At 72.4% G+C, this 21,276-nt stretch carries 19 protein-coding genes and 1 tRNA gene; 13 read left to right on the forward strand and 7 right to left on the reverse strand.

Annotated elements, in window-relative coordinates; translation table 11 throughout:
- The first annotated feature begins 7 nt into the window (after positions 1-7).
- From ACIRPP_RS19480 to ACIRPP_RS19495, 4 genes are all read left to right on the forward strand, one after another.
- Positions 8-901 carry an FAD binding domain-containing protein gene (locus tag ACIRPP_RS19480; protein ID WP_403644151.1) on the forward strand — a complete coding sequence of 298 codons (894 nt, stop codon included), beginning with the start codon at positions 8-10 and terminating at the stop codon, positions 899-901.
- Positions 898-2,670: a 2Fe-2S iron-sulfur cluster-binding protein gene (locus ACIRPP_RS19485; protein ID WP_403644154.1), complete on the forward strand. Its 1,773-nt coding sequence runs from the start codon at positions 898-900 to the stop codon at positions 2,668-2,670. Before ACIRPP_RS19480 ends, ACIRPP_RS19485 begins: the two co-directional genes overlap by 4 nt.
- A complete protein-coding gene (locus tag ACIRPP_RS19490; protein WP_403644157.1) occupies positions 2,667-4,982 on the forward strand; it encodes a xanthine dehydrogenase family protein molybdopterin-binding subunit in 2,316 nt (771 codons plus the stop codon). The genes ACIRPP_RS19485 and ACIRPP_RS19490 overlap by 4 nt, the downstream gene beginning before the upstream one ends.
- A 269-nt stretch (positions 4,983-5,251) precedes the next feature.
- A complete protein-coding gene (locus ACIRPP_RS19495) occupies positions 5,252-6,418 on the forward strand; it encodes an SUKH-4 family immunity protein (protein ID WP_403644159.1) in 1,167 nt (388 codons plus the stop codon).
- Positions 6,419-6,501: 83 nt separating this feature from the next.
- Here ACIRPP_RS19495 and ACIRPP_RS19500 read toward each other — a convergent pair whose 3' ends face one another.
- Positions 6,502-6,825, reverse strand: coding sequence for a hypothetical protein (locus ACIRPP_RS19500; protein WP_403644161.1), 324 nt, complete (start codon positions 6,823-6,825; stop codon positions 6,502-6,504).
- A complete protein-coding gene (locus ACIRPP_RS19505; protein ID WP_403644164.1) occupies positions 6,822-7,139 on the reverse strand; it encodes a hypothetical protein in 318 nt (105 codons plus the stop codon). Before ACIRPP_RS19505 ends, ACIRPP_RS19500 begins: the two co-directional genes overlap by 4 nt.
- Before the next feature lie 170 nt (positions 7,140-7,309).
- On the opposite strand from ACIRPP_RS19505, the gene ACIRPP_RS19510 reads away from it, so the two are divergent.
- Positions 7,310-7,552: a GntR family transcriptional regulator gene (locus ACIRPP_RS19510; RefSeq protein ID WP_403644166.1), complete on the forward strand. Its 243-nt coding sequence runs from the start codon at positions 7,310-7,312 to the stop codon at positions 7,550-7,552.
- 152 nt (positions 7,553-7,704) lie between these two features.
- Here the strand turns inward: ACIRPP_RS19510 and ACIRPP_RS19515 are convergent, their stop codons facing one another.
- Together ACIRPP_RS19515 and ACIRPP_RS19520 are read right to left on the reverse strand one after the other, a co-directional pair.
- Positions 7,705-8,877 (reverse strand): serine hydrolase domain-containing protein, encoded by a 1,173-nt coding sequence (locus ACIRPP_RS19515; RefSeq protein WP_403644169.1) that lies wholly within the window; start codon positions 8,875-8,877, stop codon positions 7,705-7,707.
- Between the two features lie 73 nt (positions 8,878-8,950).
- Positions 8,951-10,294, reverse strand: a complete 1,344-nt coding sequence (locus ACIRPP_RS19520) for a transcriptional regulator (protein WP_403644172.1) — start codon at positions 10,292-10,294, stop codon at positions 8,951-8,953.
- Positions 10,295-10,545: 251 nt separating this feature from the next.
- Between ACIRPP_RS19520 and ACIRPP_RS19525 the strand changes: the two genes are divergently transcribed.
- The 4 genes from ACIRPP_RS19525 to ACIRPP_RS19540 all read left to right on the forward strand — a co-directional run bounded on the left by ACIRPP_RS19525 (position 10,546) and on the right by ACIRPP_RS19540 (position 13,536).
- Positions 10,546-11,166 (forward strand): ATP-binding protein, encoded by a 621-nt coding sequence (locus ACIRPP_RS19525; protein WP_403644175.1) that lies wholly within the window; start codon positions 10,546-10,548, stop codon positions 11,164-11,166.
- Between the two features lie 128 nt (positions 11,167-11,294).
- On the forward strand, positions 11,295-11,462 hold the full coding sequence (locus ACIRPP_RS19530) for a hypothetical protein (RefSeq protein WP_403644177.1): 168 nt from the start codon (positions 11,295-11,297) through the stop codon (positions 11,460-11,462).
- Positions 11,463-11,548: 86 nt separating this feature from the next.
- Positions 11,549-12,745 (forward strand): JmjC domain-containing protein, encoded by a 1,197-nt coding sequence (locus ACIRPP_RS19535; RefSeq protein ID WP_403644628.1) that lies wholly within the window; start codon positions 11,549-11,551, stop codon positions 12,743-12,745.
- Positions 12,679-13,536, forward strand: coding sequence for an aldo/keto reductase (locus ACIRPP_RS19540; protein ID WP_403644180.1), 858 nt, complete (start codon positions 12,679-12,681; stop codon positions 13,534-13,536). The genes ACIRPP_RS19535 and ACIRPP_RS19540 overlap by 67 nt, the downstream gene beginning before the upstream one ends.
- Here the strand turns inward: ACIRPP_RS19540 and ACIRPP_RS19545 are convergent.
- Positions 13,524-14,381, reverse strand: coding sequence for a hypothetical protein (locus ACIRPP_RS19545; RefSeq protein WP_403644182.1), 858 nt, complete (start codon positions 14,379-14,381; stop codon positions 13,524-13,526). The two genes, ACIRPP_RS19540 and ACIRPP_RS19545, sit on opposite strands and share 13 nt — an antisense overlap.
- A 224-nt stretch (positions 14,382-14,605) precedes the next feature.
- A tRNA-Cys gene (locus ACIRPP_RS19550) sits at positions 14,606-14,677 on the reverse strand.
- A gap of 232 nt (positions 14,678-14,909) precedes the next feature.
- Here ACIRPP_RS19550 and ACIRPP_RS19555 point away from each other — a divergent pair.
- From ACIRPP_RS19555 to ACIRPP_RS19570, 4 genes are all read left to right on the forward strand, one after another.
- Positions 14,910-16,403, forward strand: coding sequence for an MFS transporter (locus tag ACIRPP_RS19555; RefSeq protein ID WP_403644185.1), 1,494 nt, complete (start codon positions 14,910-14,912; stop codon positions 16,401-16,403).
- A 145-nt stretch (positions 16,404-16,548) separates the two neighbouring features.
- A complete protein-coding gene (locus tag ACIRPP_RS19560; RefSeq protein WP_403644187.1) occupies positions 16,549-18,342 on the forward strand; it encodes a DEAD/DEAH box helicase in 1,794 nt (597 codons plus the stop codon).
- 332 nt (positions 18,343-18,674) lie between these two features.
- Complete coding sequence (locus ACIRPP_RS19565) at positions 18,675-19,313, forward strand: IclR family transcriptional regulator (RefSeq protein ID WP_403644189.1); 639 nt, start codon at positions 18,675-18,677, stop codon at positions 19,311-19,313.
- 186 nt (positions 19,314-19,499) lie between these two features.
- Positions 19,500-20,288, forward strand: coding sequence for a PDZ domain-containing protein (locus ACIRPP_RS19570; RefSeq protein WP_403644192.1), 789 nt, complete (start codon positions 19,500-19,502; stop codon positions 20,286-20,288).
- A 15-nt stretch (positions 20,289-20,303) separates the two neighbouring features.
- On the opposite strand, the gene ACIRPP_RS19575 is transcribed toward ACIRPP_RS19570, so the two are convergent.
- Positions 20,304-21,272, reverse strand: coding sequence for a glycine betaine ABC transporter substrate-binding protein (locus tag ACIRPP_RS19575; protein WP_403644195.1), 969 nt, complete (start codon positions 21,270-21,272; stop codon positions 20,304-20,306).
- Positions 21,273-21,276: the final 4 nt, after the last annotated feature.

The raw sequence follows: 21,276 nt of genomic DNA on the forward strand, positions 1-21,276 counted from the left end.
AGCCGGTTTGACCACGCACGCACCGCAGGCGGCGCAGACCGTCACGCTGCCCACGACACTGGACGAGGCCGTGGCGGCGCTCACCGCCATGCCCGCCGCCGTCCCCGTCGCGGGCGGCACCGACCTCATGACCGCCGTCAACTCGGGCCAGCTCAGGCCCGCCGCGCTGGTCGGCCTCGGCCGGATCAGCGAGATCCGCGGCTGGCAGTACCTGGACGGACACGCCCTGCTCGGCGCCGGGCTCACCCACGCGCGCATGGGCCGTCCCGACTTCGCCGCCCTCATCCCGGCCCTCGCCGCCTCCGCGCGCGCGGCCGGCCCGCCGCACATCCGCAACGCGGGCACCCTCGGCGGCAACATCGCCTCCGCCGCCCCCACCGGGGACGCGCTGCCGGTGCTGGCCGCCCTGGAGGCGACCCTGATCGTCGCCGGCCCCGGCGGGGCCCGCCGCGAGCTGCCCGTCTCCCACCTGCTGGCCGGCATGGAGATGCTGCGCCCAGGAGAACTCATCGGCTACGTGCGGGTGCCGCTGCTGCACGCCCCCCAGGTCTTCCTGAAGGCGACCGGCCGCACCGGACCCGGCCGCGCGGTGGCGTCCGTCGCCCTGGTCCTCGACCCGGCCCGGCGCGGGGTGCGCTGCGCGGTGGGCGCCATAGCGCCGATGCCGCTGCGGCCCCTGGACGCCGAGGAGTGGGTCGCCCGGCTCATCGACTGGGACAACAACCGCGCGATCGTGCCGGAGGCGCTGACGGCGTTCGGCGAGTACGTCGCCGCGGCCTGCATCCCCGACGCGGCCCCCGCCGAGGACGGCTCCCTTGCCCCGCTGCCGCCCGCCGTACTGCACCTGCGGCGCACCGTCGCCGCGCTGGCCCGACGAGCACTGGGGAGGGCGCTGTCGTGACCGACGACCAGCACGGAGAGGGCACCCCGCGCGGGGGCGGCCGCTGGGACCCGCTGCCCCAGGGCGAGTACGACGACGGCGCCACCGCCTTCGTGCAGCTGCCCGAGGGCGGCATCGACGCCCTGCAGTCCCCGGAGAGCCCGCTCGCCGCCCCCGGCCAGGGCTACGTGCCGCCGCAGATAACGGTCGCCCCGGCCACCACCGCGGGCACCGACCCGGCCGCCACCGGCACCTGGGCCGTGCCCGGGGCGCCCGCGGACGGCACCGGCTGGCACGACCCGCAGGCCGGCCAGGACCAGCAGGACCCGCAGGCGGCGCCGCAGACCGTCCACGACCGGTACGGGTACACGCCCGGCGCCACCGGACAGTGGGCCTTCGACGAGGCCGCCGCCGGCGACACCCGGGGTTCCGGGGAGCACGCGGCACCCGGTCAGGACGTGACCGGGCAGTGGTCGATCCCCGTCGCCCGGGGGGACCTTCCGGACGAGTCGGGCGAATTCACGACCTCGGCGCTGGTCGAGCAGTGGGGCGGCACCCCGCCCGCCACCCTCCCGGGCGGCGCCCCTGCCCCCTGGGCCCCGGCGCCGGAGGCCATCGGCACGCCCTGGGGTCCCGGTGTGCCGGGCGTACCGCAGGACGACGGGCCCGGAAGCGGCCACGACCACGGCGAGACGGCCGGCCGGCCCCCGTACGGGGAACCCGCCGCGTCCCCGCCGCCCGCCCGGCCGCAGGCCGACGCCGCCCACGGCGCCCCCGCCGGACCCGCCGCCGAGCCCGGCCGGCCCGGCGACCCCGCGTCCCCTGCCCGCCCGGACACCGCTCCCGGCCAGGAACCCCCGGAGCACGCGCGCCCGGACGCCCGCGAGACCGCCGAGCCCGCTCCCGGCACCCCGGAGGGCCCCGAGGGCCACCGGCGCCCGGACGAGGCCCCCGAGGCCCGCGCCGACGGCGCCGGGGAGGCCCGCGGACCCGCCGCCGGCAGCACGGCACCGGCCGCCCGCGCGCAGGACGCCGACGGCCCCCGCCCCGCCGACGCCGCCTCCGACGGCCCCGACGCCCCCGAGGGGCAGCCGGAGCCCGCCCCCGACGCGGACGCCGCCGGTGACGGCGCCCCGGGCGGCCCCCACGACGACCACCCGCTCGCCTCCTACGTGCTCCGGGTCAACGGCACCGACCGGCCCGTCACCGACGCCTGGATCGGCGAGTCCCTGCTCTACGTGCTGCGCGAGCGGCTCGGCCTGGCCGGTGCCAAGGACGGCTGTTCGCAGGGCGAGTGCGGCGCCTGCAACGTGCAGGTCGACGGCCGCCTCGTCGCCTCCTGCCTGGTCCCCGCCGTCACCGCCGCCGGCAGCGAGGTCCGCACCGTCGAGGGGCTCGCCCAGGACGGCCGGCCCTCCGACGTGCAGCGGGCCCTCGCCCGGTGCGGCGCCGTGCAGTGCGGCTTCTGCGTGCCCGGCATGGCGATGACCGTGCACGACCTGCTGGAGGGCAACCCGGCGCCCACCGAACTGGAGACCCGCCAGGCCCTCTGCGGCAACCTGTGCCGCTGCTCCGGCTACCGCGGCGTCGTCGACGCCGTCCGCGAGGTCGTCGCCGAACGCGAGGCGCACTCCGCGCCCCCCGAGAACGAGACCGAGGCCGACGACGACACCCCGTCGGACACGGCCCGCATCCCGCACCAGGCGGGCCCCGGCGCCGGAGGCGTCGACCCGTCGGCGTACCCGGGACCCGGTGACCAGCCCCACGGCCAGGACGGAGGCCAGGCGTGACCAACGAGACAGCCACCGCGCAGGCCGCACGGGCCGCGGAGGACCTGCCCGAGCCGGAGCCCCTCCCGCACGGGCTCGGCGCCTCCCTGCCCGCCGCCGACACGCGCGCCAAGACCGAGGGCACCTTCCCCTACGCCGCCGACCTGTGGGCGGAGGGCCTGCTGTGGGCGGCCGTCCTGCGCTCCCCGCACCCGCACGCGCGCATCGTGTCCATCGACACCGGCCACGCGCGGTCCATGCCCGGCGTCCGCGCCGTCGTCACCCACGAGGACGTGCCCGGCCGGGACGTGCACGGCCGCGGCAAGAGCGACCGCCCGGTCTTCGCCGCCGAGGTGGTCCGCCACCACGGCGAGCCCATCGCCGCCGTCGCCGCCGACCACCCCGACACCGCGCGGATGGCCGCCGCCGCCGTCATCGTCGAGTACGAGATCCTCGACCCGGTCACCGACCCGGAGCAGGCGTTCGAGGCCGAGCCGCTGCACCCCGACGGCAACCTGATCCGGCACATCCCGCTGCGCCACGGCGACCCCGACGCGACCGGCGACCTCGTGGTCGAGGGCCTCTACCGCATCGGCCGCCAGGACCCCGCCCCCATCGGCGCGGAGGCCGGGCTCGCCGTGCCCCGCCCCGACGGCGGCGTCGAGCTGTACCTGGCGTCCACCGACCCGCACGCCGACCGCGACACCGCCGCCGCCGTGTTCGGCCTCGAACCCGACCGCGTGAAGATCGTCGTCACCGGCGTGCCCGGCGCCACCGCCGACCGCGAGGACCAGGGCTTCCAGCTCCCGCTCGGACTGCTCGCGCTCAAGACGGGCTGCCCGGTGAAACTCACCGCCACGCGCGAGGAGTCCTTCCTGGGCCACACCCACCGCCACCCCACCCTGCTGCGCTACCGGCACCACGCCGACGCCGAGGGCCGGCTGGTGAAGGTCGAGGCGCAGATCCTGCTCGACGCGGGCGCCTACGCCGACACCTCCTCCGACGCGCTGGCCGCCGCCGTCTCCTTCGCCTGCGGCCCCTACGTCGTGCCGAACGCCTTCATCGAGGGCTGGGCCGTCCGCACCAACAACCCGCCCTCGGGCCATGTGCGGGGCGAGGGCGCGATGCAGGTGTGCGCCGCCTACGAGGCCCAGATGGACAAGCTGGCCAAGAAGCTCGGCGTGGACCCCGCCGAACTGCGCCTGCGCAACGTGCTGGCGACCGGCGACGTGCTGCCGACCGGCCAGAGCGTGACCTGCCCGGCCCCGGTCGCCGAGCTCCTCCAGGCGGTGCGGGACCACCCGCTGCCCCCGCTGCCCAAGGACACCCCCGAGGACGAGTGGCTGCTGCCCGGCGGCCCCGAGGGCGCGGGCGAACCCGGCGCGGTCCGCCGCGGCGTGGGCTACGGCCTCGGCATGGTCCACATGCTCGGCGCGGAGGGCGCCGACGAGGTCTCCACGGCCACCGTGAAGGTGCAGGACGGCGTGGCCACGGTGCTGTGCGCGGCCGTCGAGACCGGGCAGGGCTTCACCACCCTCGCCCGGCAGATCGTCCAGGAGACCCTCGGCGTCGACGAGGTGCACGTGGCCCCCGTGGACACCGACCAGCCCCCTGCGGGCGCCGGCTGCCGCGGCCGCCACACCTGGGTGTCGGGCGGCGCGGTGGAGCGCGCGGCGAAGATGGTCCGCACCCAGCTCCTCCAGCCGCTGGCCCACAAGTTCGGCATGTCCACCGAGCTGCTCCAGATCACCGACGGCAAGATCACCTCCTACGACGGCGTCCTGTCCACCACGGTCACCGAGGCCCTGGAGGGCAAGGAGCTCTGGGCCACCGCCCAGTGCCGCCCGCACCCCACCGAACCCCTGGACGAGTCCGGCCAGGGCGACGCCTTCGTCGGCCTCGCCTTCTGCGCGATCCGCGCGGTCGTCGACGTCGACATCGAACTGGGCTCGGTACGGGTCGTGGAGCTGGCCGTCGCCCAGGACGTGGGCCGCGTGCTCAACCCGGCCCAGCTCGCCGCCCGCATCGAAGCGGGCGTCACCCAGGGCGTGGGCGCCGCGCTCACCGAGAACCTGCGCACCCCGCGCGGCCTGATCCGCCACCCCGACCTCACCGGCTACGCCCTGCCGACGGCCCTCGACGCCCCGGACATCCGGATCGTCAAGCTGGTCGAGGAACGGGACGTCGTCGCCCCGTTCGGCGCGAAGGCGGTCAGCGCGGTGCCGGTGGTGACGTCCCCGGCGGCGGTCGCCTCCGCCGTCCGCGCCGCCACCGGCCGCCCGGTCAACCGCCTGCCGATCCGGCCGCAGGCCGCGGTGGTGACCTCGGGCTGAGGCGCGGGGCGCTGCCGGGAGCACGCACCGGCCACCGGCCCGGTGAACGGGGGGCGAGATCCCGCCACCGAGGCAACTCGACGCCCCCTCGGTGCGTCTCCTGATACGGAACGTGCGGGCGCGCGTTCCCGGTCCGGGGGCGTTGTCAGTGGTGACGCGTAATGTGCCGAAGGCGTGGGGGACGGCCGCCGGGCACGGCGGCGGGCCACCGTCCGCCCGGGCGGATCGTTCGTGGTCCGGGACCGAGCACACGTCATCGCGGGGGAAGCATGAGCACGAGGGACACCGTTGTCACGGCGATCGCCCTGACCGAGGACATCCTCGGCCCGCACCTCGTGCACGCCCCCGTCCGTCACCGGCCCGCCGGTCCTCACCGTCCCGGCGGCACGGCCCTGTTGACCTTCACCGGCCTCCGCGCGGCGGACACCGCGTGCTCGGGGACGGCGGGCCGCCCCCTCCTCGGCGACGGGCTCACCGACGTACTGCGCGACCGGCTCGTCATCAGCGCGCTGCTCGGTGCGGCGGGCGCGGTACACCGGGTGCCGCTCGCGGGACCGCCCGCCGCGCTCGCCGGCGCGCGCCTCGCGTGCACCGGCCCCGACCCGATGGACCACCGCCCGCTGGCCCCTTCCCTGCCGACCTTGGTGCGGTTCGCGGCGGCCACGGACGAACTGGCGGGCCTGAGAAGCCGTTTCGCCGCCCGGGCGGCCCGCTTCGGCCTCCAGTCCGCCGCCCGGGCGTCCCGCCGCCTCATGGCCGCCTTCGAGGACGGCCCCGACGGCCGCCCGTCTCCGCCGTGCCGTCTGGCCGCCCTGATCCGCCCCCTGGCCCCGGCGGCCGGCCCGGACACGGTCTCCGGCCTCGCCCTGGACCTGCCGCCGCGCCTGCTGCACGAGACGTTCGGCCGGGGCCGCCTGGTCCGCTTCGAAGAGGTCGACTTCCCCGCCACGCTCACCCACGAGCCGACCCGCCGCTTCCTCCGGGACACGGGCCTGCCCGAGGCGAGCTTCCTCTTCCGCCAGGACACCGACCAGCCCCCGCGCACCCTCGCCGAGTTCCACGCCGAGGAGGGCCACGCCGACGCCGGCCTCCCCGCCCACGCCGACCGGCTGCTCCGCCTCGGGACCCCGGTCGCGCGGCACAGCCTGGTCGTGGACGGCGCCACGGGCGAGGTGCTGCTCTGGGACGAACGCGCGTCCGCCCTGCGCCCCCTGACCGCGGACGTCTCCACCCTCGCCGCCACCCTCTGGCTCCTCCAGCGCGAACACACCCTGGACGCGGACGCGGAGGACGCCCTGACGGCCCGCGCCTACGACCGGCTCGTGATGGCGATGATCGAGGCCCTCTCCGCCTTCGACCCGGCCGACGCGACCGCCGAAACCGACGAGCACGACTGGTCCGGCCTCCTTCGGGAAGAGGCGGACGGGGTGCTGTGAGCCGGCCGGTGCCCCGGGGCGCCGGCCGGAGGCCCCTTTCGTGGCCGTAGACGCCGTGGCCGAAGCCCTCCCGTATCAGGTGACTACGTGTCGGCGTCGTCCGGCTCGGCGTACGGCGGGATGCGCCGGCCCCTGCTCTCGGCGATGAGGAGGAGATCGGTCAGGCTCTCGATGAGCCGCCGTGCGGCCCGACGGAGTTCGGACGCCGTGATGTGCGCGCCGTCCTCGACCATCGGTCTCGTCAGCTTGAGGACGAGGCCGGCTGTCTCGATCTGCTGTTCCTCGACCCTGTCGGCAAGACGGCTCAGGAACGTCTCCGTGCCGTCCGTCACGAGGACGGCCGCCTTATCGTCATCGCCCCACGGGAGGAGACGGAGAAGCCTGCTCTCAGGGTCGGGCTGCGTCACGCGGTCACCCCTGCCGGATAGTCCTGTCCGAGTGTCGCCAGCACGGCTGCCCGTCGCCTGTCCCGCTGGCGTCGTCGTACCTGCTCCCTCTCGTGGGCGATGACATAGGGGCGGACGAGCGGCAACCCGTCGGCCTCGATGAATGTGGTGGGGTGTCCCGGGTGCCCTACGCGCGCCGCGCCGTGCGTGATGATCAGCCGTCGCATCGGGGAATCCGCGGGGGTCGTGTTCTGGACGGCCCCTTCGGCCGGGCGTCGGCGCTTGCCACGAGCGGGCATGAGCCACCCGAGGATGAGGGCCAGTACAGTGCGCATGTCGGTCTGCTCCGTTCAGATCGGCCACGCCCCCGGACGGCTCCACCCGTCGCGGGGGTCCTTTCGTCGTGCTGTGCGTCACGTTAGCGGCGCGAGCTATACCTGTCTATACCCATCTATAGCCGTGCCTGCACATGACTGGACGCGTACACATACGTAGCGTCCGGGATATGGCAGAGCCGCAGTGGGATCCGAAACGGCCGAGGTGGCAGCAGATCGCCGACGCGATCAGGCAGCGCATCCAGGACGGCACGTATCCGCCGGACACCCTGATCAGCGAGTCTCGGATCCAGGGTGAATGGGGCGTAGCCAAGATGACGGCCCGCAAAGCGGTGGCTGCCCTCCGGGCGGAAGGACTGCTCGTGACCACGCCCGGCATGGGCTCGTTCGTCAAGGGCGAGGCCGACGACTGAGGGACTGGTGAGGGCAGGGGCTGCCCTGCTCTGCGGGCGACAATGGCGCCGACGTCGTCGGTCGGCCTCCACTCAGGGGCAGGACCTCATTCTTGACCGTGAGCCTTCACGAATTCTGTGGCTGCGGGACCCGTACCCCCAAGCGGGCAGGGCTACGCGAGCGACCTTCGTACCGCATTGACCAGCGAGGCCGCACGCACGTCGTCGGCTCCCCCGATGATTTTGTTCATCGCGTAACCGAAGGCAACGCCGTGCTCCAAGTCGGCGAAGCCGAGCGAGCCGCCTCGTCCCGTGTGGCCGAAAGAGCGTGCTCCAAGCATCGGGTTGGTCTCGGTAGGCAGCATGTATCCGGTGCTGAATCGACTCGGGATCAGCATCACCCGGTCCTTCCCGCTGGCCTGTTCCTTGGTCGCTGACTCCAAGGTCTCCGGCGCAACCAGGCGCGTACCGTCCACCTCGCCGATCAGCGCGGCGTACATGCGCGCCAGGCCGCGTGCGGTGCCGATGCCGTTGGAAGCCGGGAGTTCCGCGGCCTGTACCTCGGGCGAGCCGAAGTCGATCTCAGCAGGATCGGTGACCGCGTACGCCCTGTTGCTGAACGACTTCGGATCACGCCACGCGGCAACCTGTTCGCGGAGTTCTTCGGGAACCGACTCGGCGGGCACGGTGGTGAGGTCGACGGCCGGTCGCTGATACACCATGCGGCTGACCCGGTCGCGTTCACGCGCCGGCAGCCCGATGAAGAAGTCCAGCCCGAGGGGAGCGGCGATCTCGTCGGCGAAGTAGCGGCCCGCTGTCCGGCCGGAAACCCGGCGGATCACTTCGCCGACAAGCCAGCCCCAGGTCCGACCGTGGTATCCGTGCGCCGTTCCTGGAGTCCACTGGGGACGCTGAGCGGCCAATGCGGCCGCTATCGGATGCCAGGCCAGCGCCTCGTTCAGGGGGACGGGTCGGTCCAGTGTGATCAGGCCGGCCTGATGGGACAGCAGCCAGTGCACCGGGATGTCCGCCTTGCCGTTCGCGGCGAACTCGGGCCAGTACTTCGCCACCGGTGCTTCCAGGTCCAGTGCCCCGCGCTCGGCCAGCATGTGCGCCGCGGTCGCGGTGGCCCCCTTGGTTGCCGAGTAGACGAGTTGCAGAGTGTCTCGCGTCCATGGACGACCGGTCTCGGGGTCGGCGACGCCTCCCCACAGGTCCACCACTGGCCGGCCGTACCTGTAGACGCACACCGCCGCGCCGATGTCCCCGTGCTGGTCGAAGTTCGCCGCGAACGCCTCACGCACTGGTTCGAACCCAGCCGCGACCTCACCGTGGATCGTCGTCATGCCGTCCATCCTGGCATTGCGGCCGCCTGCTTCACGGGGGCGGGATCACCTCCGGAGTCCGGGACGGCGGTGGTCAGGCTGCGACAGGCACGGCCCGAAGCCGCTCGCGGAACTCACGAACAGAGGGGACGGACTTGCGCGGTTCGAGGTGTGCGGAGAACTCCTTCAAGCGGTCCAACGCCCGTACGGAGCTGACACTGCTCTCCAGGAGTTCCGTGCCGTAGTTTGCGGCGTCGAGCGCCCCGTCCAGGTCACCGCCGGCGAGCCGGGCCTCGGCCAGGCGGCTGGAACGTACGGCCTTGTCCCGAGGAGCCGCGCTCTTCACGGAGGACTCCAGGGAACCCGTGGCGCGCTCCACCTGCCCGGACCGCAGCAGAACTTTGCCTTCGGTCGATTTCAGTTGGGCCTCCCCGAACCAGTTGAGCCAGTCCGGGTCTTCCTCCGTCGTGTGGCGTTCCCAGTAGGACATGGCGCGGTTGAGCGCTCTTCCGGCCTTCGCGTGGTCGCCGTCGCGGGACAGCGCCTCGGCCTTGTGCAGGTAGAGGAAGGACCGGGTGTACGGCGACAGCGTGTGAGGGGCGTTGTCGATGGCGGTGGAGATGAGGGCGACGCGCTCGGCGGTCCGCCCGGCCTCGGAGACGTGAACGCCCATCTCCGCGAGGATGAAGGCACCGAACGCGTCGTCTCCAGCTGTACGGGCGCTGCGCAGAGCCCCGACGTAGTAGCGCTGGCCGGCGGACCGCAGCCCCGCGTCGTAGGCCATCCAGCCTGTCAGGTGTGACACCCGGGCTGCCAGGGCGTAAAGCCGGACTCGGATGCGCTCCGTGTACCTGCCGGTGTTCAGGAGGCCGGTGACGAGGGCGAGATCGCCGCGCGCCTGCTCCAAGAGCGCGGCGCCGCCGAGCTGGTCGTCGAGGGTCCGCAGCGTGCTGATGCGCTGTTCGATCGTCGAGACCATCGTGTCTGTGACCTGATCCCCGTCCAGGGCCGAGGCGAAGGCGGACGGCGCGTCCACCCAGCTTGCCGCGAGGCCTGTCAGGGCGGCGCCGGTGATGGTGAGAAAGCCCCGGCGATCCATGCGGCCACTCCCCACCAGTTCGGACAACGCCTCAACGGTACCGGCCTCGGTCCACGGGGCGGTGAGTCCCGTGACCTCCCAGACCGGCAGCCACCGGGGCCACAGTTCCTTCCGGGCCTGCTCGTACGGGACTCGTAACAGGTCGGCGAGGACGCGCTGAGCGTCCGCATCCGGCTCTTGCCCTTGCTCCCACTTCCATACGGTGGTCCGGTTGGTCGCGAGCGGGATTCCGAGCGACCGCCCGTGCGCCTGCATGAGCCGAGCGAACTCGGCCTTCCCCCAACCGCGCGTATGCAGAAGGAAGCTCAGCGGGTGGACCGCCAACGGCTCACCAGGCATGTCATCACTCCCGTCATCCCCTCACGGTGTAGTGGGGAGGCTACTTTGCGTTGCTATGTACGGAGAGGGCGTCCCCATGAGGAACCCCCTAGAAACGTTCCGGCCTGCTGCTTGGGGCCGTTGACTGGATACCAGCCGTCCACGGAGCCTCGCAGGATGTCAGCTCCCGGAACGGTTCTCAGGTCGGCGGCTCCGCCTCTGTTCACCCGTCGGGGACGGAGCCACTCTCCAACTCCTCGGAGGCGTCAGCCATGCCCACGCTCGTCCACCGGTTCGTCCTCGCGGGTGAGGAAAGGGAAGTTCCTCTCGCCCGGCGCAGAGTCGTAGACCAGGTGCGTTCGTGGGGTGTGCCGTTGAACGACGATGTGACGGCCTCCGTCCGTCTTGTCGCCTCCGAGCTCATCAGCAACGCCGTGATCCATGGGAAAGGGCCCGTCACCGTTACGGTGTACCACCGGCCCGGCCGTCTGGTGCTCGACGTCGTCGACGGTAATCCCGCTGCGCCACGAACAAGTTGTGCCCAGGCCGGCGACGAGGGCGGGCGCGGACTGGCGCTGGTCGAGATTCTCGCTTCACGGTATGCCTGGGAGCCTGTCGGCCAGGGAAAACGCGTATGGGCGGAGATCGCGCTTCCCAAGACGGCGCCCGCCGTGCGAGCGGCCGTCCTGCGCGGATCACTCGCGCTACGACCGAAGCACGGGAGCGTCACCGAGTCCCTGGATCGGGCCCGTCCGGTCGAGCGGTATGCACGCGGCCCCTTACGCCTGCCGCGCCTGTCTGTACGAGCTGGACCAGCGCGTTCCGGGAATCAACGTGCGCCACGGCGTGGGTGTCCTTCCGATGAATTGCGGACCGCCCGGTCGTCGGTGTAGGGCCGCGGTCCATCGCGATCCCCAATGACCGTCGTCCCACGGCAATCCCGCTTCTCCCAGGGCCGTGGGACGGCCACTGATCTCCCGTCGGAGCCCTGGCGGGGGAACCGAAGAGGAAGGAGCACGAGGTGGCAGAACCCATGGCACCGCCTCCGGCCCGGAGCGGCCTACTGGTGGCGGTGGAAGAGCTGACCGCCGTCCATGACCGGTACGACAACCTCCGGTCGGACAACCAGGGAAGTTCCGGCGATGCACCGTGGCCGGGCGGCGACGGCAACCTGCACGACAGCGAGTAGGCACCAAGCGGTGGGGGCGGCGTGGTCGGCCGCGCCGGCCCCCGCCGTGTCCGAATCGCGTGGTCGAACCCATGGAGGACGCAATGATGGAACATCAATTGATCCACGCCATCGAGACGGCGCTCGGATGGAGTGGGGCCGAGGAGTTGGGCAAGGGTTTCGCACGCGGGAGCATGGGCGACCCCGCACTCGTCTCCCGCATCATGACCCCGAACCGCCTGCTCGACATCGCGATGCGCAGGAGCCTGAACCGCCCGCAGTTCCGGTGCTTCCAGAAGGGCGAGGAAGTCCACCCGGCCATCTACTACACCGACAGCGTCAGCCCTCGGGGCCAGAGCATCCCCATGGTCAACATGCGCAGCCTGGGCAGGCTCCTGAAGGAAGGCGCGACGGTGATCATGGACCAGGCCAACGTCTTCGATCCGACGATGGAGGTCACGTGCCGGGCCATGCAGTGGTGGTCCCGCGAGCGGGTGCAGGTCAACGCATACCTGACGACGAACGATGCCTCCGGCTTCCCCCTGCATTGGGACGACCACGATGTCGTCATCGTTCAGCTCGCCGGCGAGAAGGAGTGGGAGGTCCGCGGGACCTCCCGCGCGGTTCCGATGTACCGGGACGCCGACCCCAACAGCACACCGAGCGACGAGATCATCTGGTCCGGTCTCATGCGGACCGGTGACGTCATGCACATCCCCCGGGGCCACTGGCACCAGGCGACACGAACCGGCAGCGGTACCGGCAAGAGCCTGCACGTCACCTTCGGCATCACCAAGCGCACAGGGGCGAGCTGGCTCGCGTGGCTGGCCGACTGGTGCCGCGAGCGCGAGATCTTCCGCCACGACCTCGACCGCTGGCAGCAAACCGGCGGCGAGACCCTGGCCACGGCTGCCGCACGGCTCGTCGTCGAACGCTCCCCGGCCGACTTCCTGGCCGCCTACGAACACGAGACGACGCTGCCTCGGCATGTGCGGTTCCTCGACATACTCGGGCCGCTCGACGCCGTGGTGTGCACGACCCACTTCCCGCCCCGCATCCAGGAACATGGAGAGACCGTCCAGGTAGTGAGCTCCGGGAAGAAGCTCACCTTCACGGCCAAGGCCCTGCCCGCGTTGCGTCTGCTGCTCAGCGGCCGGCCGGTCGCGCTTGAGCGAGCTGAGGTCGTCGCCGGAGCCGAAGTGACCGAGGTCGCCGAGAACCTGGTGGAGGAGGAGTTGTGCGCGGTGCTGACCCCCGAGTTGTCCTCGGGTTACACCGGTCTCGTCACGAACGCCGTCTCCTGACCGGAGCGTTGGACCTCGGTGTCACCGCTCTCGACACCAGTAGCAACTACCTCGGCTTTCGTTCGCATAAGGTCCTGGCGCGGAGAGCGGGTGACCTGCTGCCGAGGTTCACGGTCTCCACCAAGGTCGGCTATTTCCCGGGGCCGGACGGGGCGGAACATTCCCTGAACCCCGCACGTCTGCGTGCGGCTGTGGAACAGGCCGCCGAGGACCTCGGGCGGGAGCCGGACCTGGTGTTTCTGCACAACCCGGAGCATTCGCTCCGTGAGGCCGCCCGTCACCACCAGGACGCGCTGGTGCAGGCGTGCGCCACTCTCGACGAGGCGGTCGAGCAGGGACTCTGCGTCGCCTGGGGCGTCGCGTCCTGGGATCCGTCACCGCTGCTGAGTCTGATCGACACCACCGTACCGAAGCCGGCGGTCCTCATGGTCCGCGTCGGTTTGCTGGTGGGAGCCAGGGTGCTGGATGCCGCGGATGCCGTCACGGAGGCGTGGGGCCTGGAGGGCGGCGAGGTGTGGGGGATGTGTCCTTTCGGGGGCAGTACCAGCACTCATGTGTGGGACAGGATCGACCCCCGCGTCTTTCTTCGGGACGGCAGCCGACATTCCCGCGTGCAGGCGGCGTTCAGAACCGCCTATCACCTCCCGCGGGTCGGCTCCGTCGCCGTGGGCACCGATGAGCCCGCCCACCTCGGCGAACTCGTCAGGGCCCTGGAGGGCGAGGTCGAGGAGCGGACCGTCGGGGAATACCGGAGTCTCCTCCGGGACCGCTTGCACGCTCAGCGCGCTTGAAGCTCCTGCATGAACTGCTCGGCCATGCGCCGGGCGGGTTCCAGCCGAGGGTCCTCCGGGTGCGCGTGCGGCCCGAGGATCTTCGAGCAGGCGAACAACGTCATCAACTTGCCGTCCCGGCTCTCGAAGTCCGACCGACGCTCGCGCATCACGCGTTCGGCCAGGGCCGGGACAGCAAGGGAACTCGCCCACAGCGATGCCGAGTCCAGACCCTGTGGTGCGCTGCCCCAGTCCTCCCAGTCGAAGAGGCTGAATGTCGGAGCGGTCATGTTCGCCCAGTTCAGGTCTGCGTGGGCTGGAACCCACCGTCCCACGGTGGTATCGACGTTGTCCGAGAAGACACGGCGGACGGACTCGGTGACGAGACCCTGGGTGATGGTGACGGTGTCCGGTGTGGCGATCCGCCGGGTGTCCTGTGCCGCCAGAGCGTCCAACGAGGCGTTCAACGCCTCCCACCAGTTGTCCGGCAGCTCCGGAGCCTCGCTCAAGATGGCGCTCCCGGCGGGAGCCCCCGGCAGGAGCCCGGTTTCGTCGGCTCGCCACATCGCTGGCTCGTCCGTGTCCCGCCAGACCACGCATCCGTGCCACTCAGGCTGGGCGACGCCCTCCAGACGCGCGGCGCTTTCGGTGCCGTTCCACCCCTGGTCGGGGATCTTCTCGAGCGAGCGCCGTTCGATCCGAACCCAGGTGTCACGGACCGTCCTGGCTCCAACAGATCGGCGTTTGCGTACCACTGTGTCCGGGAGCAGGCGCACCTGCAGAGACCGCTCGACGCGATCAAGAACGTCATCAACCGGCCGCACCCGTAGATCAACAGCCTGCCCCGTGGAGAGCGAGAGCGTCATGCAGGCGACCGTAGCAGTGGTGGGGCGGGAGCGAGGTGGAGCCTACGAGGCTGTTCGGGCGCCGTGGTGCCCTTCATGCTGAAGGGCACCACGGCAAGGCGGGTCCCTTCACCATGCTTGGGCGGGCACTGGTTGGAGAGGACGGTCACGCCCCGTGCGGTACGGCCATCGGCCGGTCGCACGGGGGCGTGGCAACCTTGTTTCGGTCCTCGTCAGGCAGTCAGAGGCCGTGGCGGGAATCGAACCCGCGTTACTCGCTTTGCAGGCGAGTCCCTGAACCACTCGGGCACACGGCCGTGCCGGGGCGAAGTGCCCTGGGGCGCCTCGCCGTTGCAACCGGTGCGTCGACCGTACGGCGGGCCGGAGAGCGGGCTCAAGGGGGAGCGGGGGGCTGCCATATGACTGACATGTGCCGTTCATGAACGGGGCGGGGGGTGGGGCGGGGCCCGGGTCCTACGACCATGGTCCGGGGACCGTACCGACCACCGACAGGCGTGTAACAGCTGCTCGCCCCTTACCCTGGCGAGCATGACCACCCCCGACCCGCGCGACACGCCTGTCGCCGTGCCCGAGGCCGCCAAGAGCGCCCCGGGCGGCATATCCGTCGAGCCCGACGAGACCGTGCTGAGCCGGTCCTACCGGGCGCTGAGCATCGGCATCGTCTCCGTGGTGCTGCTGATCGCCTTCGAGGCGACGGCGGTCGGCACGGCGATGCCGGTGGCGGCGCGGGAACTGGACGGGGTGTCGCTGTACGCGTTCGCCTTCTCCGGGTTCTTCACCACCAGCCTGTTCGCGATGGTGCTCTCGGGCCAGTGGTCCGACCGGCGGGGTCCGCTCGCGCCGCTGACCACGGGGATCGCCTCCTTCGCCGCCGGGCTGCTGCTGGCCGGCACGGCCCAGGCGATGTGGCTGTTCATCCTGGGGCGGGCCGTGCAGGGCCTCGGCGGCGGGCTGGTGATCGTCGCCCTGTACGTGGTGGTCGGGCGGGCCTACCCGGAGCGGCTGCGCCCCGCGATCATGGCCGCGTTCGCGGCGAGCTGGGTGGTGCCGTCGATCGTCGGCCCGCTCGCCTCGGGCGCGGTGACCGAACACATCGGCTGGCGGTGGGTGTTCCTCGGCATCCCGGTGCTCGTGGTGTTCCCGCTGGCGCTCGCGCTGCCGCAGATCCGGCGCCGCGCGGCCGGCCCAGTGGACGACCCGGACGCCGAGGCCGGCCCGCCCGGCAGGCGGCGCCCCTCCTTCGACCGCCGCCGCATCCGCCTGGCCCTCGCCATCTCGCTCGGCGCCGGACTGCTGCAGTACGCGGCGCAGGACCTGCGCTGGATGTCCCTGCTGCCCGCCGCCGCGGGCGTGGCCCTGCTGGTCCCGGCCGTGCTGGGGCTGCTCCCGCGCGGCACCTGGAGGGCGGCGCGCGGGCTGCCCTCGGTGGTGCTGCTGCGCGGCATCGCCGCCGGGTCGTTCGTCGCCGCGGAGTCCTTCGTCCCGCTGATGCTGGTCACCCAGCGCGGGCTCAGCCCGACCCTCGCCGGGTTCTCCCTCGCGGCGGGCGGCGGCACCTGGGCGCTGGGCTCCTGGGTGCAGTCCCGGCCCCGCCTGGAGCCGTACCGCGACCGGCTGATGAGCCTCGGGATGCTGCTGGTGGCCGGTGCCATCGCGGCGGCCCCGAGCGTGCTGATCGAGTCGGTCCCGGCCTGGACCCTGGCCGTCGCCTGGGCGTTCGGCTGCTTCGGCATGGGCCTGGTGATCTCCTCGACCAGTGTGCTGCTGCTCCAGCTCTCCGCCCCCGAGGAGGCGGGCACCAACTCCGCCGCCCTCCAGATCTCCGACGGCCTGTCCAACGTGCTGCTCCTCGCCGTCGGCGGCGCGGCCTTCGTCGCCCTCGGCGGCGGCACCGTCACCCACGTCGCCACCGACGTGACGGGCTCCCACCCGGGCGCCTTCGCCGCGGTGTTCCTGCCCATGGCGGTGGTGGCCCTGATCGGCGTGTGGGTGACGACCCGGCTGCGGACCCCGCGGGGGTGACACCGGCCGCCGCGGGCGCCGACTGTGAGGTGGGTCCCACCCTCCGGCACTCCGGCCGGTCCGTGCCCCCGTCCGGACGGCCCTGGGTAGGGTGGCTCGGTCGTCCTTCGTAGCCGAGCCGCCCGAACCACCCCCGACGGAGACCGTGACTACCACCGCCGCCTCTGCCTCGCACCACCTGTCGCCCGCGTTCCCCGGCCGCGCCCCCTGGGGCACCGCCAGCAAGCTGCGGGCCTGGCAGCAGGGGGCGATGGACAAGTACATCCAGGAGCAGCCGCGCGACTTCCTGGCGGTCGCCACCCCCGGGGCCGGCAAGACGACGTTCGCGCTCACCCTGGCGTCCTGGCTGCTGCACCACCACGTCGTGCAGCAGATCACCGTGGTGGCGCCCACCGAGCACCTGAAGAAGCAGTGGGCCGACGCCGCCGCACGGATAGGGATCAAGCTGGACCCGGAGTACAGCGCCGGTCCGCTCGGCAAGGAGTACCACGGCGTCGCCGTCACCTACGCGGGTGTCGGGGTGCGCCCGATGCTGCACCGTAACCGCGTCGAGCAGCGCAAGACCCTGGTGATCCTGGACGAGATCCACCACGCCGGCGACAGCAAGTCGTGGGGCGAGGCGTGCCTGGAGGCGTTCGAGCCGGCGGCCCGGCGGCTCGCCCTCACCGGTACGCCCTTCCGGTCGGACACCAACCCCATCCCGTTCGTCACCTACGAGGAGGGCGACGACGGGATCCGCCGCTCGTCCGCCGACTACACCTACGGCTACGGCTCGGCGCTCGCCGACGGCGTCGTGCGGCCGGTCATCTTCATGAGCTACAGCGGCAACATGCGCTGGCGCACCAAGGCCGGCGACGAGATCGCCGCCCGTCTCGGCGAGCCGATGACGAAGGACGCCGTCAGCCAGGCGTGGCGCACCGCGCTCGATCCGCGCGGCGACTGGATGCCGTCCGTGCTGCGCGCCGCCGACCAGCGTCTGACCGAGGTCCGCAAGTCCGTCCCGGACGCCGGTGCCCTGGTGATCGCCTCCGACCAGGACTCCGCCCGGTCCTACGCGAAGCTGATCCGGGAGATCACCGGGCACAAGGCCACCCTGGTGCTGTCCGACGACACGGGCGCGTCGAAGCGCATCGACGAGTTCAGCGGCAGCGACGACCGCTGGATGGTCGCCGTGCGCATGGTGTCCGAGGGCGTCGACGTGCCGCGCCTCGCGGTCGGGGTGTACGCCACGACCATCTCCACGCCGCTGTTCTTCGCCCAGGCCGTCGGCCGTTTCGTGCGGTCGAGGCGGCGCGGCGAGACCGCGTCCGTGTTCCTGCCGACCATCCCCGACCTGCTCGGCTTCGCCAATGAGATGGAGCGCGAACGCGACCACGTCCTGGACCGGCCGAAGAAGGACGGCGAGGAAGACCCCTACGCCGAGTCCGAGGCGGAGATGGACGAGGCGAACCGGGAGCAGGACGAGGACACCGGCGAGCAGGACATGCTGCCCTTCGAGGCGCTGGAGTCCGACGCCGTGTTCGACCGCGTCACCTACAACGGGGCCGACTTCGGCATGCAGGCCCACCCGGGCAGCGAGGAGGAGCAGGACTACCTCGGCATCCCGGGTCTCCTCGAACCCGACCAGGTGCAGTTGCTGCTGCAGAAGCGCCAGGCCCGGCAGATCGCGCACAGCCGCAAGAAGCCGGACGCCGAGGCCGATCTGCTGGAACTGCCCGCCGAGCGGCGCCCGGTGGTCTCCCACAAGGAGATGATGGAGCTGCGCAAGCGGCTCAACACGATGGTCGGCGCCTACGTCCACCAGTCCGGCAAGCCGCACGGCGTCATCCACACCGAACTGCGCCGCGTCTGCGGCGGGCCGCCCGCCGCCGAGGCGACCGCGGGACAGTTGCGGGCGCGCATCGCCAAGGTGCAGGAATGGGCCACCCGCATGCGGTGACGCGGGCCGTCCGTGCCGCGTGGCCCGGGCCACCCGGGGCGCGTGGGCGGGGCCACCACCGGGCTCTTGCGGACAAAAGGTGGCATATCGCGAGCAGAGGTGACCGGATTCTGGACGGAGCCTTCCGCTCACCGAACTGGCTCGCTACTGTCCCCCGCAACGCACACGCCCCGTGGCAGCGCTGCCGCGGAACGCAGCCGTGAAGCGACTGTGCCCGGGACAACGGCCGGGCCGCCGGCCGATCGGCGGCCTCTGAAGCGCGTCTCCGACGGGACTCGGTGACGCACACGCCGCGAGGGGGCCGCCGACCTCACCACTAAGGAGTGGGCGTCGTGACCGCGGAGACCTCTCAGACGCTCGACAGGGGACTGCGGGTCCTCAAGCTGCTCGCCGACACCGATCACGGGCTGACCGTCACCGAGCTTTCCCACAGACTGGGCGTGAACCGGACCGTGGTGTACCGGTTGCTCGCCACCCTGGAACAGCACTCGCTGATCCGCCGCGACCTGGGCGGGCGCGCCCGGGTGGGACTCGGGGTGCTGAGGCTGGGACGGCAGGTGCACCCGCTGGTGCGCGAGGCGGCGATGCCCGCGCTGAGGTCACTGGCCGACGACATCGGCGCGACGGCCCACCTGACGCTGGTCGACGGCGCGGAGGCGCTCGCCGTGGCCGTGGTCGAGCCGTCCTGGACGGACTACCACGTGGCCTACCGGGCCGGGTTCCGGCACCCGCTGGACCGGGGGGCGGCGGGCCGGGCCATCCTGTCCGCCCGGCAGCGGCTCGACGACCCCGGCTACACCCTCACCGCGGGTGAGCTGGAGGCCGGGGCCTGCGGGGCGGCGGCACCGCTGCTCGGGGTCACCGGGGTGGAGGGCAGTGTCGGCGTGGTGATGCTCGCAGACGTGGTCCCCGAGCGGGTCGGCCCCCGGGTCGTGGACGCGGCCCGCGAGGTGGCGGAGGCCCTGCGCTGACGGGCCCCCGGCCCCCCCGGACCCCCGGGGCCCACCGGCCCCTGACTCCCGGGGCCCACCCTGGGAGGACCGGCCCATGACTCCCGGGGCGCACCGGCCGCTGACTCCCGGGGCCCACCGGCCCCTGACTCCCGGGGCCCACCCCGGGAGGACCGGCCCGCCGGCGTCACCCCGTAGATTGAACCCGTGCTCTCTCGTCTCACACGCCCCCAGGCCCTGGCCGTCTGCGCGGCCCCCGTCGTCGCCCTCCTGGCCACGGCGGTGTTCGCACCGCTGCCGTTCTCGGTGGCGCAGCCGGGGATGACGGCGAACGTGCTCGGCGAGAACAAGGGCACCCCCGTGATCACCATCTCGGGCGCCCCGGTGCGCGAGACGAGCGGCCAGCTGCGGATGACGACGATCGAGGCGACGTCCCCGGACACCCGGGTGACCCTCCCCGACGTGATCGACAGCTGGTTCAGCACCGACCGGGCGGTCATGCCGCGGGACGCGGTCTACCCGAGCGGGGACACCGTCAAGGAGATCGAGCGGTACAACCGCAGGCAGATGGAGAAGTCCCAGGACGAGGCGACGCAGGCCGCGCTGGGCTACCTCGGCGAGGACGGCAAGGGCATCGAGGTCGAGCTGAAGCTGGCCGACGTCGGCGGCCCGAGCGCCGGCCTGCTGTTCTCCCTCGGCATCGTCGACAAGCTGAACGGCGACGGCGCCGGCGGCGACCTCACCGGCGGCCGGGTCGTGGCCGGCACCGGCACCATCGACGCGGACGGCACGGTCGGCCCGGTGGGCGGCGTGCCCCTGAAGACCCAGGCCGCCCGGCGCGACGGCGCCACCGTCTTCCTGGTGCCGAAGGCCGAGTGCGCCGACGCCCGGGCCGAACTGCCCCGCGGCCTGCGGCTGATCCCGGTCACCACCCTCAAGGGCGCGGTCGACGCCCTGGTCTCCCTGGAGAAGGGCGAGAAGGTCCCCGCCTGCTGACCCCGGCCGGGAGGGTCAGCCCTCCTTGACGAAGCCCTCGTCCACCATCCAGTCCAGCGCGACCTGGTGCGGGTCCTCCCCGTCGACGTCCACCATCGCGTTCAGGGTCTGGGCCACGTCGTTGTTCAGCTTCGCCGTGACGGGGTCGAGGACCTCGCTGATGGCCGGCCACTCCTTCAGGGTCTTGGTGTTGACCGTCGGCGCCGCGTTGTAGTTGGGGAAGAACTTCTTGTCGTCCTCCATCACCACCAGGTTCATGGACTTGATGCGGCCGTCGGTGGTGAACACCTCGCCGTAGGTGCAGGCCCCCTTGGCCGTCTGGGTGTAGATGATCCCGGTGTCCATCTGCGTGACGTTGCCCGCCGGGAGGTTCATGCCGTACGCCTTCTCCAGGCCCGGCAGCCCGTCCGCCCGGTTGGCGAACTCGCCCTCCACGCACAGGGTGACCGCACTCGGGTCGGTCCTCGCCAGCTCCGCCACGTCCGACAGCGTCTTCGTGCCGTACTTCTTCGCGTTGGCCTGGTTCATCGCCAGCGCGTAGGTGTTGTTGAGGGCGGACGGCTCCAGCCACGTCACCCCGTTCTTGAGGTCGGCCTTGCGCACCGCCTCCCACTGCTCGCGCGGGTCCGGCAGCGGCTTGCTGTTGCCCTGGTACGTGATCCACGCGGTGCCGGTGTACTCGTACGCGGCGTCCGCGTCCCCGTTCACGACCGCCTCCCGGGAGCCGACGCTGCCCTGGATGCCGGTGCGGTCGATGACCTCCGCGCCGGCCGCCTGGAAGGCGATGCCCATGATCGCGCCGAGGATGAGCTGCTCGGTGAACTCCTTGGAGGTGACGGTCAGTTTGGCCCCTTCGAGGGGCTTGCCCTGCCCGATGGAACCGGGTTCCACGTCGTCCACCATGGGGGAGCCGCTGGTCAGACCGCAGCCGGCGGCCGCCAGCAGCACCGCCCCGGCGAGCAGCGCCCGCGTCCCCGCCCTCATCGCC

Origin of the sequence: Streptomyces sp. NPDC101219 (assembly GCF_044767675.1) — a bacterium.
GTDB lineage: Bacteria > Actinomycetota > Actinomycetes > Streptomycetales > Streptomycetaceae > Streptomyces.